This window comes from Paenibacillus algorifonticola (assembly GCF_000971975.1).
Taxonomy (GTDB): Bacteria; Bacillota; Bacilli; order Paenibacillales; family Paenibacillaceae; genus Pristimantibacillus; species Pristimantibacillus algorifonticola.
In genome coordinates, this window is record NZ_LAQO01000027.1 from 41,559 (window position 1) to 56,596 (window position 15,038).

Sequence of the window (15,038 nt, forward strand, 5' to 3'; positions counted from 1 at the left end):
CCCAAGCGAACTAATGTCGTTTTTATTTCGCCCCTGTGCGCTTGAAATGGATGAGGAAGCGTATGCTGCGTTTCTGATTCAGCATCATGATGAACTGAATTTGCCTTATTCCTTCCCTATGAAGCTAAGCTTTATGGGAGGACCGCTTATTTTGGGTAAGGGCCTGCTTCTCTTTCGTGAGGAGCCTTACGAGATTGCTGGCGCTGCGGGCTTCGTCTGCGGGACAGGCGAGCATGATTACGAGGATCAGCATATTTGCCAGATTGAGATTGCTTTTATCCGCAAGGAATATCGTGGCACAAGGCTGTTTGCGAACGGCTTGCATGCGCTCATCGATTTGATGAAGAAAACAAGCCCTGGCGTCCAGCAGGTACAGTTTTGGGTGAGGGCGGATGATTGCCGGCTTGATAGGCTGCTGTCCAAATTCACAGCGCTGCCAGGCGCATCGAAGTCGCCCGTGAACCATCTTATCCTTTACAAAATCCCCTTTAGCGAGCTCGAAGGCTACGTTCAGAAACGAGTTGCTGCGACTCGCCCCTAACCTTTAGAAATGAAGGTTATCCGTATGTATTACTTTCCCAAACAGCTAATATATCATGTAGCAAGCTTTTGATTATTTAGCGCTAACACAGGCACTCCCTGCAAGTGATAGTGAAATGAATAATGAATGGAGGTGAGCGAATGATTCCACCAATCGGTTTTGGAAATAAAAAAAATGTCAAAGGCAGCGGTTTTGGCAAAATCGTTCAGGCAAATGAAGCATTGAGAGCACAAGCATAAGGAATGCCATTCCTTTTTTTAAAAAATACGCTTGCAATGGATGGGAAGTTGTAAATTCGTTTCTTATCCGGTTTCATGATGAATTGAATTAGCCTAAATATTCCCCATGGAGCTGAGCTTCATGGGGAATATTCAATTTGTTTCCGAAATAACGGCTATCCTCCTTAATGAGCTTTCTATATTTCAGAAGACCATTGAGGGGCATATGAAAAGCCTGCTCTGTACGTGCAATCGTACGGGGCAGGCTTTTTAGCTATTTGTTAAAAGGATATGTCTTTTTTCAAATATAGGAAAGGATATGATTTTTCCATCCCTTCTCTATATTTCTCGGACTGAAACGCGCCGCGCCGCCAAAGGACAGCGACAGCCGTTTCACCTTGATCCCCTTCCTCAAGATGTCGGAAGATGACAACGAAGAAGTCGGTTTAGTCGTAGTCTGCAACCTTGCGAAAAACTAAGATAGAGGTAGAAGAAGTGAAGGGGGAACCGCGATGGCGACGACGGCAAGCACAGCGACAGCAAAACCAGCGGAGCAGCAGACGGAAGTAAGACGGGCACAAAATCCCGTATTGAAAAGGCTGAAGCGTTACGCACCATTATTCATTATGATTATTCCCGGAGTCATCTATTTGTTCATCAACAACTACTTGCCGATGCTGGGGCTAATTATTGCATTCAAGGATGTCAACTTTGCCAAAGGCATTCTGGCCAGCGATTGGATCGGCTTTAAAAACTTTGAATACCTATTCAAAACCGAAGATGCTTGGATTATTACCCGCAACACGCTGCTCTACAACATATCTTTTATCATATTAAACCTGATTATAGCGGTGGGCATCGCCATCTTGCTCAATGAAGTAAAGAAAAAAGTGGCCGCCCGTTTTTATCAAAGTATCGTCCTTATTCCTTATTTGATCTCAATGGTTATCGTTGGTTATTTGGTGCTTGCCATGCTGAGTGGTGAAACCGGATTCATTAATAAGCAAATCCTTCCGCTATTCGGGATTGATCCAATCTCTTGGTATAGCGAGCCTAAATATTGGCCTGTCATTCTAGTCATCGTTAACGTTTGGAAAAATGTCGGCTACCTCTGCATTATCTATCTTGCAGCTATCATCGGCATTGATCCAGAATATTATGAAGCCGCTACCATCGATGGGGCAGGCAAATGGCGCCAAATTACGCAAATTACGATTCCTCTTATCGCGCCGGTTATTACAATCATGACGCTGCTGCAAATTGGACGTATTTTCTACTCGGATTTTGGTTTATTCTATCAAGTACCGCTGAATACGGGCGAGCTGCTCTCGACGACGAACGTAGTAGATACGTATGTATATCGGGCACTCATCAATCTTGGCGATATCGGGATGTCCTCCGCTGCCGGCTTGTACCAATCCGTTGTTGGCTTTGTGCTTGTGCTGCTGTCCAACTACATTGTAAGTAAACGAAACCGCGACAATGCGCTGTTCTAGGAGGTTATAGTCATGGTAAATACGAAGGATAAAATATTTCAAGCTGCGATTCATGTTTTCTTTATTGCTGTTGTGCTCATGTGCCTCATGCCATTCGTGCTGCTGCTGACGACTTCCTTTACGAGTGAAGCGTCCATTGTCAAGGAAGGGTACTCCTTAGTTCCGAGCGAATGGAGCCTTGATGCTTACAAGTTTTTGTGGAGTGATGCTGAAAATATTACCCGCTCCTATGGCATTACCATATTCGTGACATTAATCGGAACCTTCGTCGGATTGTCCATATCGGCGCTGCTCTCTTATCCGATGTCGCGCAGCGATATGCCAATGAAAAAGCAGCTCGCCTTTTACGTCTTTTTCACGATGCTGTTTAACGGTGGACTCGTTCCGACCTATATCATTTACACCCAAGTATTTGATATGAAAAACTCCCTGCTGGCGCTTATTATTCCAGGCTTGCTGACGAATGGTTTCTTCGTTCTCATTATGCGGACGTTCTTCCAAAATTCGATTCCGCATGCGATTATTGAATCCGCTTCCATTGATGGTGCAGGCGAGTTTAAAATTTTCTTTAAGATGATTTTGCCGCTGTCGCTGCCGATTTTGGCAACGATTGGCCTCATGCAGACGATTGGCTACTGGAATGACTGGTTTAACGGGCTCATTTATATTACCGACAGCAAGCTGTTCAGTTTGCAAAACCTGCTGAACCGGATTTTGCTCAACGCCCAGTTTATCCAGAACAACGCCTCGACGCTTAATGCGGGGGAAGTAGCCAATGCGCAAATTCCGCTAGAAACGGTAAGGATGGCAATGGCGGTTATCGGCGTAGTGCCACTGCTGTGTGCGTACCCTTTTTTCCAAAAATATTTCGTCAAAGGGCTTGTCATTGGTGCCGTTAAAGGTTGATGAGGTCAAACGTCTGGCTACACACGGCTATCAGCCGGTTAGCATACAAGCTTGAACATACAGGGAGGTTGCAGAGATGAGAAAACGGACAAATGGAATAGTGGCGATGCTGCTGACGGTTATGCTGGTGCTTGCGGCATGTGGTGGCAACAGCGGCGGTTCAGCATCTAATGCCGGAGCAACGAACGCTGCAGGTGGAGAAACAGGCGGAGCGTCTGAATTGAAGCCTTATGAAATGACGGTGGCATTCTTAAGCATCGGCAATACGAAGGATTTGGCTGAGGTTCAAGCTGAGGTCAATAAAATTACACAAGCCAAAATCAATGCAACCGTTAAATTCCTGCCAATCGATATCGGGGCATGGCAGCAGCAGATGAACCTGATGCTTGCAGGCAATGAGCCGCTGGACATACTCGTAACCGGCACAGGGCTTAACTTTGGCACACAGGCTGCTAAGGGCCAGCTGGTAGAGATGGATGACCTCCTGGCGAAATACGGACAAGATATTCAAAAGGTTGTTGGCGAAGATGTGATTAAAGCCGGCTCCTCGAATGGCAAAATTTACGCTCTTCCAAGCGTACGTGACTGGGCAGCAGATTATGGCCTCGTTATGCGCCAAGACATCGTAGATAAACACAAAATTGATGTCAATGCGATTAAGACGCTGGATGATTTGACGGCTGTTTTCCAAACAATTAAAGATAATGAGCCGGGTATGGCAGCCGTTCTGCCAGAAGGTCCAAGCTTCTCGGTTATCCAATCCATGGTGGGCAGCGTCATCGATCCGCTTGGCGACGAGAATGGTGTACTGGTCGGCTTTGATGGCGAGCTGAAGGTAGTAAACTGGTATGAAACGCCTGAATATGCGAGCTTGGTGAAAAAAGCAAGAGAGTGGTACAATGCGGGCTTTATTCCTAAAGATGTTTCCACGAATCAAACGACTTCCGAGCAATTGATCAAGGCTAACAAGGCGTTTGCCTTCATGGCGCATATGAAGCCTGGCTATGAAAGCAAGGAGTCGCTGCTTACAGGTACGCCGCTCGTTGCAGCACGTATTTCCCCAGCGATTTCGACGACTTCTTCGATCGCTAACATTATGTTTGGCATTGCAAGAAACTCCGAGGACCCTGAGCGCGCTATGATGTTCCTGAACCTGCTTTACTCAGACGCTGACCTCGTTAATCTGATCGACTACGGCATTAAAGGCAAGCACTATGAAGTGAAAGATGGCAATATTATCGGCTTCCCGGCTGGCGTAGATTCCTCCAGCTCGACTTACAACCCGACACATGGCTGGATGTGGGGCAATCAATTGCTTTCCCATATTTGGGAAGGGGACAACGCGGATCTGTGGACGAAGCTTGATGAGTTCAACAAATCGGCGGTTAAATCGAAAGCGCTTGGCTTCAGCTTTACAGCGGACCCCGTCAAAACAGAAGTGGCGGCTGTGCAGAACGTGAAGGAGCAATTCAAGATTGGTTTGGAAAATGGTACGCTTGACCCGGATAAATATTTGCCGGAATATATTGCGAAGCTGAAATCGGCTGGCATGGATAAAATCGTTGCCGAAAAACAAAAGCAGCTTGATGAGTGGGCTGCAGCCAATAAATAATATTCGAAGGAGTGATGGTCTGGCATGAGCATTCAAGCAGGCATTAACATTTATTCCGTCCATGAGCAGCTAGCTCAAGATTATTACGGCACTTTGCGCCAGCTTGCGGAAGCAGGCTATACCCATCTGGAAATGCTAGGCTTCAATATGGTGAAAATGTCGCGGTTCAGCGATGAATTTCCGGCCAAGGAGGTTGCCGCCGAGCTGGCGGCTTCCGGCCTAAAGGCCATCGCAGCCCATGAAGGACCGATGCCGGGCGAAGATTTGCTGGCCCACCGCTGGGATGAGCTGATGGATTATTACGAGCAGCTCGGCTGTACGTCGCTTGTGCTCCCATCCGTATGGATGGATGACAAGGGCAGCACGCTGCGTCTCGCCGAGCAGCTGGACCAGCTTGGCAGTAAGCTTTCGCAGCGCGGCTTCCAGCTGTACCTTCATAATCATGCCCATGAATTCAAGTCGGACGGCGATACAACATTGTTTGATATCCTTGCTGCCCATACCGATCCCAAGCATTTGAAATTTGAGCTGGATCTTGTGTGGGTGATGCGGGCTGGGGTTGATCCGATTGCGGTAATGGAGCGTGTAGGCGACCGCTGCGATATGATTCATCAGAAGGATTACAGCAAGCAGCTGTCCGGTCCGCTTAATTTATTCGAATCGATACGTGCGAACGGCGACGAAGGGCTTGGGCTGATGGATGTATACCGCAAATATATTGTGCCTTCGGACTTTGTTGATCTCGGTACAGGCGCCTTCGATTTTGCTCATGTGTATGGGAAGATCAAGGAACTCGGCCATGTGAAATATGCGTTGGTTGAAAATGAAGGCAAATCTGCGGATAAGCTCGCCAGCGTCCGCAACGATCTAGAATATTTGCGTACATTCATTTAAAATATAAGAATTTATATGCTCACATCTATAACTATGCTTATATTTCATCGCGAAACGGTTGCTTTGCCGCCAAGGGACGGCGACAGCCGTTTACGCTTGAAATATAAGAATCTATAAGCTTCACATTATAAATAGACTTATATTTCTCGGACTGAAACGCGCCGCGCCGCCAAAAGACGGCGACAGCCGTTTCACCTTAGGAGGCTGCAAACGATGGGGAAATTGAAAGCAGGCATTATAGGCTGTGGAGGCATCGCCTTTCAGAAGCATATGCCGTCACTTAAAAATAATAGCGATTTGGTCGAGATGGTTGCGTTCTGCGATATCATCCCGGAGCAGGCAGAGAAAGCGGCGCAGCAGTTCGGTACAGAGGATGCCAAAACGTATACCGATTATAAGCTGATGCTTGAAGATAGCTCAATTGACATCATCCATGTGCTGACGCCAAACCTGCAGCATTCATTTATTACGGTAGATGCGCTGGAGGCGGGCAAGCATGTGATGTGCGAGAAGCCGATGGCGATTAACTCGGCAGAAGCGCGTAAAATGCTGGATGCCGCGGAGCGAACGGGCAAAAAGCTGACGATCGGCTACCAAAACCGCTGGAATGACGATTCGCAGACGCTGCATCAAGCTTGCCGGGAAGGCGCGCTGGGCGAAGTATATATGGCGAAAGCCCATGCAATCCGCAGGCGGGCGCTTCCAACATGGGGCGTATTTGCCGACAAGGAGCAGCAAGGCGGCGGCTGCCTGATCGATATTGGCACGCATGCGCTTGATTTGGCGTTATGGTTTATGGACAATTACAAACCAAAGTCCGTTAGCGGCTCGGTGTTCTACAAGCTGCGGGATAAGCCGGAGGGCAATATGTTCGGTCCGTGGAAGCCAGAGGAGCTGGAAGTCGAGGATTCCGCATTCGGCCTCATTAAGATGGAAAATGGCGCAACGATTTTCCTTGAGAGCTCCTGGGCATTGAATACGACGGATGTGAAGGAAGCGAAGGCATCGCTTTATGGCACGAACGGCGGCGCAGAGATGAAGCAGGGCGCGGATTACGCCGGTGAGCTGATCTTCAACAACGTCCAGTTCGGCAAGCTGATGGAAACGAAGGCAGCTGCAGGTCCCGGCATCGCGTATTTCGGCCCCGGCTCGAATGATCCGGGAACGAAGGAAGCAAGGCAATGGCTGGAGGCGGTTATCCATGATACGGAGCCGCTCGTTAAGCCGGAGCAGGCTTTCGTGGTGACGCAAATTTTGGAAGCGATCTACGAATCGGCAGCAACTGGCAAGGAGATTTATTTGTAAAAGCATGCATTGAAGCTCGCAGCGATATTCGGCCCAGCCGAAGCTGCGGGCTTTTTTGCATATTAATCGAACCTATCGTTATTTTCATTGTAAATGAGAAGTTTTATCAATTATAATAAAGAAACTAGAGGATAGCTCGAGCGGCTCGGTTAAGGCAGGGAGTGGGGACGATGAGGAAATGAAGCTGGACGAGCATATAAAGTTATGGAATCAGGCGGCGATTAAAATATGGGATATTCGCCATGTCGTCATGCAGCCAGGCGAGCTGCTGGAGGATTATATGCTGCCTTCAAGCGGCTTCATTTACAGTGTGCGCGGCGCAGGGCATTTAAAGCTGGACGGCAGGGAGCATGAGGCTCAGCGGTTTCATGTGCTGCATGGCGGCAAGGGCATGCGGCTGGATGTGTGGGCGGAGGAAGAGTTTGAATATTATTTGCTCTTGTACCGGGCGGTGTATGCTTTGCCGGGCAATAAAGAGCTGGCGAGGTTAATGGAACGGCATCAGCCATTTGCGCTGCAATATGGTTTTCTGCCAGAGGAGCCGCTGCCATTGCTTCGTCCGCTGGAGCTGATTCGCAAAGCGTGGCAAAACGCAGATGATCTGGATCGTATCCAGATCAAGGGGTTATTTTATCAATTTATCCATGAGCTGCTTCGGCAAATGAAGACGCAGGGCATTAAAGTAAGCAAGCCGGACCTCGTTACGCAGGCCATCCGCTATATGGAGGAGCATTTTCAGGAGGGCATTACGCTGGAGACGCTTGGAGAAAAGCTGAATTACAGCCCCCGGCACCTGTCGATGCGCTTTAAAGAGCATACGGGAGCAAGTCCGATTCATTATTTGATTCAAATTCGGGTGAAGCGTGCCGCCGAGCTGCTGATCGGCACGGATGCGGCACTGAACGAAATCGCACTTGAGGTCGGCTATGCGGATGTCTATTATTTCAGTCGAATTTTCAAAAAGCATACCGGATTATCGCCTGTTCGTTTTCAGGAGCGGGAACGCAAGAAGCGGCTGTCAGAAGATCGTCCATTCATCTTATCTGAAATATCCATTGGAACGGGCACATTGCGGCGTTATATTGGTAATTATGATAATCATTATCAATATAAACGTGGAGGGTCTGTTCGAATGAAAAGAAATACAACATCTGGTCTCGCTATTAGCTTGTTGCTCACGTTAACGCTATTGCTAGGTGCCTGCTCATCAGGCGCTGCGAATACGAGCTCGAATGCCGGAGCTTCTGCTTCGCCGAGCAATACGACGGAATCAGCGTCACCCGCTCAAAATGACGGCGGCCAAGCGTCGCCTGCGGAAGCAGCAACTCGTATTATCAGCACAGAGAAAGGCGATGTGGAAGTGCCTGCCGAGCCGAAGCGCGTCGTCGCGCTTTATATGCTGGGCGATGTGGTAGCGATGGGTGTGAAGCCGGTCGGTATTTCCGATGTGTATGAGGGAGCGGCGTTTGAGCAGGAGCTTGCGGGCATTGAAACGCTGGGCGAGTGGTTCGAGCCGAATCAGGAGGCGGTACTCGCGCTTGATCCAGACTTGATCATTGCTCCTTCTGAGGATACGTATAACAAGCTGCATGAAATTGCGCCGACGGTTTACATTCCGTTTGACAAAATGACTACGGAAGAACGTATGAATATGCTGGGCAAAGTGTTCGGCAAGGAGCAGGAAGTAAAAACGTTGATGGAAAACTTCAACAAGAAAGTGGAAGAGAGCAAGGAGAAGCTGAAAGCAGCAGGCGTTTATGACAAGACGGTTTCCATTATTGAAGGCGGCAAAAAGCAAATGTCGGTCATCTCCAGCAAGCAGTATGGCCGCGGCTCGCAAATTATTTATGAGTACCTAGGGATGAAAGCTCCAAAGGTTATTCAAGATAAAATCGATGTCGCAACAGTTGGCAATGGCGAAAACGTATCACTGGAGGTGCTGCCGGAATACACGGGCGATTATATTTTCCGCTCTTCATGGATGGGTATGGATGATTTATCCGACAACTCAATCTGGAACAGCATCCCGGCTATTAAAGAAGGCCGCTTGATCGAAATCGAATTTGGACTTGCCTATTACAGCGATATTTATTCGCTGGACAAGCAGCTTGATTTTATCGTGGAGAAGCTACTTGAGAAAGCGCCGAAGGCATAGCAGCTGCTTTTGCCAAAGCTAACCAGCTGTTGGATAATAGCTGGCCTCTTGATTAAGAGAACGCTCGTTTACATGCGCGAATAGCGGATGTGGACTGGCGTTCTCTTTTTTATTTATATAGAAGGAGTCTATTAATTGTACAGTCATAACCAGCGAATAGTGCAGTGTGAACAAATGAAACCTGGGTGAACAATTTGCGGGATCAGCAGCGGTTCAGCCTGCTCCAAATTGTTCAATTGATCGATAGCCAGTGGTTGGTTACAATCCATTGTGACGCTCCAGTATTTTTTGTAAACGCATACATGGTTGGGGTGATCTATATACAGAGAGGGGATTCATCGTATTGAAGAAGCGAAAATGGTTTTCGGCCGCATGCTCTTGTCTATTGGTGCTGTCCATGCTCGTAACTGCTTTTCCTGCCTATGCGGCAGATGAGCAGCAAAACGGGGGCAATTCGGCTGGTGTGAGCGCAGCGGTACGTGATGATTTTACCGAGCAGGAACTGAAGGATAACGACTATATTCTTTATTTTGTGAATGCAGGGGACACAACGCCGTCTACGGTAGAAGGCACCGATAAGTTTGGACTGTATTCCTCCGTAACCGAGCAGGTATATGGGGCGGATGCCGTAACGGGGAAAAAATGGGGGTTAGTGACGACTACAACTGGAACTAGAACAGGCGACGCTTCAACGAAGCTGGGGACGCTGCGTTATTATAATGGCACACAAGTAAGGGAAAAGGCGATTGAATACAAATTTGAGCTGCCGGAAGACAGCTATGATATTACGTTCGGGTTCAAAAACCCATGGAGCGGCCGCAGCGTCAATATGGTTGTGAACGGAACGAATCTCTCCGGTGAATATGCCATTGGCGAGTATGATGCGGTGAAGGAGGTTACTTATCGAAATGTGAGCATTACGGGCAATGAAATGCAGGTTCGCGTTCAAGGTCCTTCTTCCGCAGCATTAAGCAATTATAATGATCCAATGCTTAGCTATATCATTGTGCGGCTTAATGTCACAATTCCTTTGTCTGATCTGGGAGAAAAGCTGGATGAGGCGAGAGACGAGGCGGCTGATGTGAAATATACACGCTACAGCGTGCAGGTGCTGAATGATGCAATTGCCACTGCTGCGAGTGTATTCGATGCATTGTCTGCGAACGGGACAGACATTCAGGACCCAGCGGTGCAGGAGCAGATTCGCTCGGCTATTGCAACGCTTAATGCGGCGCTCGCGCAGCTTTCACTGGATGTGCCGAATACGTCGTTTAAGCCGGGCGCGGTATGGAATGATACGAGCGGTGCGCTTATTCAGGCGCATGGCGGCGGCATTATCTACGATGAGCATACGCAAAAATATTATTGGTATGGCGAGGATAAAACCAATGGCTATTTGCCAGCGCGCGGCGTGCGGGTATACTCCTCAACCGATTTGTACAATTGGGAGGATCATGGTCTGGCGTTGACTGCGATTGAGTCGATGGATGATTTTACGAATGATCCGCTGATTTCTGAGCTTTATGCGGGCAGAACGGATCAAGCCAGCATTTTGAATGATATTGGGACGAATCGCATTATTGAGCGTCCAAAGGTCATTTACAATGATGCAACGGGGAAATACGTGATGTGGATGCATACGGATGGACCGTCGGAAACGTCGACAGCCAACTATGCGAAGGCGGAGGCAGGCTATGCGCTGAGCGATTCGCCGCTAGGACCGTTTGTTTACGGCGAAAGCCACCGAATGGACCGTGCCCCTGCGGATGCCACCTATAATGGGCAGCCTAATCAACCGGGGATGGCACGGGACATGACGCTGTTCAAAGATGATGACGGCACAGCTTATCTCGTCTATTCGAGCGAGGAAAATATGACGATGTACATTTCCAAGCTGAACGAGGAATACACCGATATAGTCGGTTGGCATAAAGACGGCAATGTCGAGCGCGATACCGAATACAAAGCCGAATACGGTGTTGATTACGTTCGGGTATTCCCGGGAGGACAACGGGAAGCGCCCGCCTTGTTCAAATACCAAGGCAAATATTATATGATCACATCAGGCGCAACCGGATGGGACCCGAACCTCGGGAAATATACGGTCGCGGATGATATTTTCGGCGAATGGAAGCCGATGCGCGATGTGGCGCCGGGCAGCTCGACGACGTTTGGCTCGCAAAGCACGCATGTTCTTCCGATTGATCCAGCGGCGGGCAAGTTTCTGTATATGGGTGATCGCTGGGACAAAAATGATTTGAAAAATTCGCGTTATATCTGGCTGCCGATCGAATTCGGCCAAAATGATGAAATCGCTTTGCGTTGGCGCGATGAATGGACGCTGGGTGAGCTGAATTCAATGGGACGCATTACGATTGATACGCCTCTGCCATCGCAAACCGCGATTGGCAAAGTACCTGTGCTGCCAGATACGGTGCAGATTACAGTGTCTGGCGGTTCCCAAACGACGGCTGCAATCGCTTGGAATGCGACGCCGGAACTGTTCGCTAGGCCTGGAATCGTGACGCTGAAGGGGACGCTCAGCGGGGCGGTCAACAAAACGATTGAACAGCACATTTATGTGGTGCCGGATCGCAGCGCTTATTTCGTTCATGCCGGAGGCGCGGCGACCGCCGATTATAACGACATGATTTCCTACATGGATGATACGCTTATTAATAAAGGAGCGATCGATCAGAAATATGACCCGGATAACGGTCAAAATTGGGGTTATGTAGGCGATATTACATCGAGCTCTGGCACCGACAGTGGCGATTTATTCGCATCGCTGCGTTATTTAAAGTCTGGAACAGGCGATGATTTGTCGTACCGTTTTGATATTGCGAATGGCGAATACGATGTATATGTCGGCTTGTATGATCCATGGTCGCAATATAACCCAGGCACTCGCAAGGCTCATATCGTTATTAATGATGAAATTAAAACGAACAGCTATACATTTAGCGCTTCGCGCGATGTGCTTGGCTACGAAGACGTGAATGTGTCTGAAGGCAAGCTTGCGCTGACGGTTCGTCGGGCGGTCAGTGGCGCTCCTAATCCGCAAATTAGCTGGATTATGATCGTCGATAAGGAGCAGACAGCAGCACAGGCGGCAAATCGTCTGGGCGAAATAGCGGCTCCGGCGCAAGGAGCGGTGCAACTGACGCTGCCGGAAGCCCCAGAAGGCTTCACGCTGGCGATCAAATCCTCCAACAGCGAGATCATTGGTACCGATGGTACGATTACCCCGCCAGGGCAAGCGACAACGGTTCAATTGGAGCTGGAAGTGACGCGGCTATCGGATCAGACCAGCGCTACCGTCGTTCGTACCGTTATCGTTCCTGCCAAAGCAAGCAGTGGCGGCGGAACGGATCCGGGCACGAATCCGGGCACGAATCCGGGAACAAACCCAGGAACGAATCCAGGCTCGGGGTCCGGCAGTAATCCAGGTTCTGGAAGCGGTTCAGGCAATGGGACGAATCCGGGCACTACGCCGGGCGGAGGGACTGGAACAGGCACGGATACGGGAACAAATCCAGGCACGAATCCGCCAGCATTCCCGGATGTCAGCCATCACTGGGCAGGAGCGGCAATTGGCAAGCTGACGGAGCAGGGCATTATGCAAGGTTATCCGGATGGCACGTTCCAGCCGGATAAAAAGATGAATCGTGCAGAGTTTATGACGATTATTTTCCGCTTTTTGAAGCTGGACACGGCTGCGGGCTCATCGAAATTTAGCGATGTGTCAGAAGGAGCTTGGTATGCAGGCTCGGTAAATGCTCTAGTTAATGAAGGAATCGTCAGCGGATTTGCTGACGGCAGCTTTAAGCCTAGCCAGGAAATTACCCGCGAGGAAGCCTTTGTGATTTTGTACCGTGCAATTAAGGGGCAGCTTGCTGCTGGTACAACGAGTGGCGAAGGTGGCTTCAAGGATAGCGGCAGCATTTCCGCTTGGGCTGCGGAAGCGGTTCAGGCGCTTGCAGATCATGGCCTGATCAGCGGTTATAAGGATGGCTCCATCAAACCGGAGCAATCGATCAATCGTGCTGAAATAGCTACGATTATCGCCAAGCTTTTGCAAGAGCAGCAGTAAATGAGAAGAGCAAGGTTTCCCGAATCGTCGGGAGAACCTTGCTCTTTTTGAGTTGTTTTTCAACGGTCCCGTTAGAAGGAGCCTTCGTCAGTTCACTTTAAAGCTGGAAATAGCCGCCTCCAAATCGCGAACAATGCGATTCAGTGCTTGTGCCGATGATGCGATATGCTCCATCTGCGCTAGCTGCTCCTCCGTTGCGGCCGCCACGTCATCTGTTTTCTCCAAATTGGAGGCGGCGCCTGCCGCAGCTGATTCTGTCGAGGCGCTAATTTGCTGCGAGCCTGCGGATAATTGCTCAGCAATAGCTGAATTATCATGGAGCTGATTCGCAATTTGCTCAATAGCGATTGAGATGGCATCAAGCCGCTCACGCACAACGTTCAGCTGGCCACCGCCATTTTCGACCTCTTGGACGGTTGTCGCCATAAAGCTGGATGCATTGGCAATTTCACTGCGTGTGTCAGCTACGAGCGTATTGATGCCTTCTGCCGATTCCAGCGAGGCTGCTGCCAGCTTGCGGATTTCCTCCGCCACAACGGCAAAGCCTTTGCCTTGTTCCCCTGCCCGTGCAGCCTCAATAGAGGCGTTCAGCGACAAAATATTAGTTTGACCGGCAAATGCGGTAATATTTTGGGCGATTTTGCCGATTTGCTGCGAGCGGTGCTCCAGAGATTGAATGCTCTCTGAAAGCTTGGTGATAACGGTACGAATGTCCGCCATCTGCTCAACGAGCGTATTCAGCGCTTGCTGGCTTTGCTCGGTTTGCTCTGACGTGCCAGAGGAATGCATAGCAATGGAAGTAGTATTTTCGGCAATCCGCTGAATGCCAATCGCCATCTCTTCAATCGCACGTGACGTTTCCTGTGCGGTTCTAGCTTGAACCATCGAGCTTTGAGCGACCTCCTGAATCCGAATCGCGGTATGCTCTGCGGCCTCGGTCGATTCCTGTGATGCGGCTGTTAGCTGGGAGGAGGCTGCGCTCACCTCGATCGCGGACTCCGAAATGCCGGTAATGAGCTTGCGCATCGTGTCAATCATATGATCGACGGCAGCTGATATGCGGCCAAGCTCGTCCTTGCCAGGATTTTCATCCCGCTGCACCGTTAAATCTCCCGCTGCCACTTGATTGGATTTGGCGACAATGCTGTGGACTGTCCGCATAATTTGACGAACGGTGATGATAACGACGACGATTAAAAGGAGTGTAACTAAAGTAGTTGCTATGAATGCTACAAGCTGATTTTGCTCCACTTGCTCGTTGATGGCAGCAATCGTCAGCTCTGAATGCTTGTCTAAGCTTGCTCCAATCTCGTCAATGCCGGAGCGGCTGGATTTAAAAGCGTCGTCAATCTCGGCATTACGGAACTGGTGCTGGTCCCCAGCAGCAGCCTGCACGGCAGCAGAGGACCACGATTCAAATTTCGGCTGAAATTGCCCCAAAATGTCCTCAATCGTACGGCCAGATTCACCATATGCCAATTTTTTCAAAGCTTGCGCTTCAATAATAGCTTTTGCTTTTCCGACGCGTTCGGATACTTGCGCAATATTATCGGACAACTCTTTGCGCGCTTCATCCGACTCGGCCGCGTTTAACGTACCAGACTCCACATTTAAATACGCTTGATAGGCTTGATACATATCTCGGTCTGCATTCAAAATCAGTGAATTGACCTGATTGGACGTGTCATAGATTTCCTCTGTCATCGTATGCACAATTTGCTGCTGCCCGTTCAGATAATACAAGCTCGACAGCACATACGCAATAAGCGGAATCGCAGCAAGCAGTGCAAGCCGCCAGCGTAAAGATAGTTTCAACAT

At 49.4% G+C, this 15,038-nt stretch carries 9 protein-coding genes; 8 read left to right on the top strand and 1 reads right to left on the bottom strand.

Annotated features, from left to right (window positions below):
• The first annotated feature begins 13 nt into the window (after positions 1 to 13).
• The 8 genes from WH37_RS25940 (at position 14) to WH37_RS37150 (ending at position 13,220) form a co-directional block, all read left to right on the top strand.
• The gene (locus WH37_RS25940; protein WP_052737223.1) at positions 14 to 541 is read left to right on the top strand and encodes a hypothetical protein; all 528 of its coding nucleotides are present in this window, start codon (positions 14 to 16) and stop codon (positions 539 to 541) included.
• Between the two features lie 844 nt (positions 542 to 1,385).
• The gene (locus WH37_RS25945) at positions 1,386 to 2,255 is read left to right on the top strand and encodes an ABC transporter permease (protein ID WP_046233610.1); all 870 of its coding nucleotides are present in this window, start codon (positions 1,386 to 1,388) and stop codon (positions 2,253 to 2,255) included.
• A gap of 12 nt (positions 2,256 to 2,267) precedes the next feature.
• Positions 2,268 to 3,161 (top strand): carbohydrate ABC transporter permease, encoded by an 894-nt coding sequence (locus WH37_RS25950; protein ID WP_046233558.1) that lies wholly within the window; start codon positions 2,268 to 2,270, stop codon positions 3,159 to 3,161.
• Between the two features lie 76 nt (positions 3,162 to 3,237).
• On the top strand, positions 3,238 to 4,773 hold the full coding sequence (locus WH37_RS25955; RefSeq protein ID WP_046233559.1) for an ABC transporter substrate-binding protein: 1,536 nt from the start codon (positions 3,238 to 3,240) through the stop codon (positions 4,771 to 4,773).
• 24 nt (positions 4,774 to 4,797) lie between these two features.
• Positions 4,798 to 5,667 (top strand): sugar phosphate isomerase/epimerase family protein, encoded by an 870-nt coding sequence (locus WH37_RS25960; protein ID WP_046233560.1) that lies wholly within the window; start codon positions 4,798 to 4,800, stop codon positions 5,665 to 5,667.
• A 213-nt stretch (positions 5,668 to 5,880) separates the two neighbouring features.
• Positions 5,881 to 6,972, top strand: a complete 1,092-nt coding sequence (locus WH37_RS25965; protein WP_046233561.1) for a Gfo/Idh/MocA family protein — start codon at positions 5,881 to 5,883, stop codon at positions 6,970 to 6,972.
• Between the two features lie 178 nt (positions 6,973 to 7,150).
• Positions 7,151 to 9,127 carry an AraC family transcriptional regulator gene (locus tag WH37_RS25970; protein ID WP_046233562.1) on the top strand — a complete coding sequence of 659 codons (1,977 nt, stop codon included), beginning with the start codon at positions 7,151 to 7,153 and terminating at the stop codon, positions 9,125 to 9,127.
• Between the two features lie 343 nt (positions 9,128 to 9,470).
• Positions 9,471 to 13,220: an S-layer homology domain-containing protein gene (locus WH37_RS37150; RefSeq protein ID WP_143088625.1), complete on the top strand. Its 3,750-nt coding sequence runs from the start codon at positions 9,471 to 9,473 to the stop codon at positions 13,218 to 13,220.
• A gap of 87 nt (positions 13,221 to 13,307) precedes the next feature.
• Here WH37_RS37150 and WH37_RS25980 read toward each other — a convergent pair whose 3' ends face one another.
• Positions 13,308 to 15,038 carry a methyl-accepting chemotaxis protein gene (locus tag WH37_RS25980; protein WP_046233563.1) on the bottom strand — a complete coding sequence of 577 codons (1,731 nt, stop codon included), beginning with the start codon at positions 15,036 to 15,038 and terminating at the stop codon, positions 13,308 to 13,310.

Bases quoted from the DNA above. Each gene is read 5' to 3' on its own strand.
- WH37_RS25940 (WP_052737223.1), top strand. From the start codon at position 14: ATGTCGTTTTTATTTCGCCCCTGTGCGCTTGAAATGGATGAGGAAGCG.
- WH37_RS25945 (WP_046233610.1), top strand. From the start codon at position 1,386: ATGATTATTCCCGGAGTCATCTATTTGTTCATCAACAACTACTTGCCG.
- WH37_RS25950 (WP_046233558.1), top strand. From the start codon at position 2,268: ATGGTAAATACGAAGGATAAAATATTTCAAGCTGCGATTCATGTTTTC.
- WH37_RS25955 (WP_046233559.1), top strand. From the start codon at position 3,238: ATGAGAAAACGGACAAATGGAATAGTGGCGATGCTGCTGACGGTTATG.
- WH37_RS25960 (WP_046233560.1), top strand. From the start codon at position 4,798: ATGAGCATTCAAGCAGGCATTAACATTTATTCCGTCCATGAGCAGCTA.
- WH37_RS25965 (WP_046233561.1), top strand. From the start codon at position 5,881: ATGGGGAAATTGAAAGCAGGCATTATAGGCTGTGGAGGCATCGCCTTT.
- WH37_RS25970 (WP_046233562.1), top strand. From the start codon at position 7,151: ATGAAGCTGGACGAGCATATAAAGTTATGGAATCAGGCGGCGATTAAA.
- WH37_RS25980 (WP_046233563.1), bottom strand. From the start codon at position 15,038: ATGTTGAAACTATCTTTACGCTGGCGGCTTGCACTGCTTGCTGCGATT.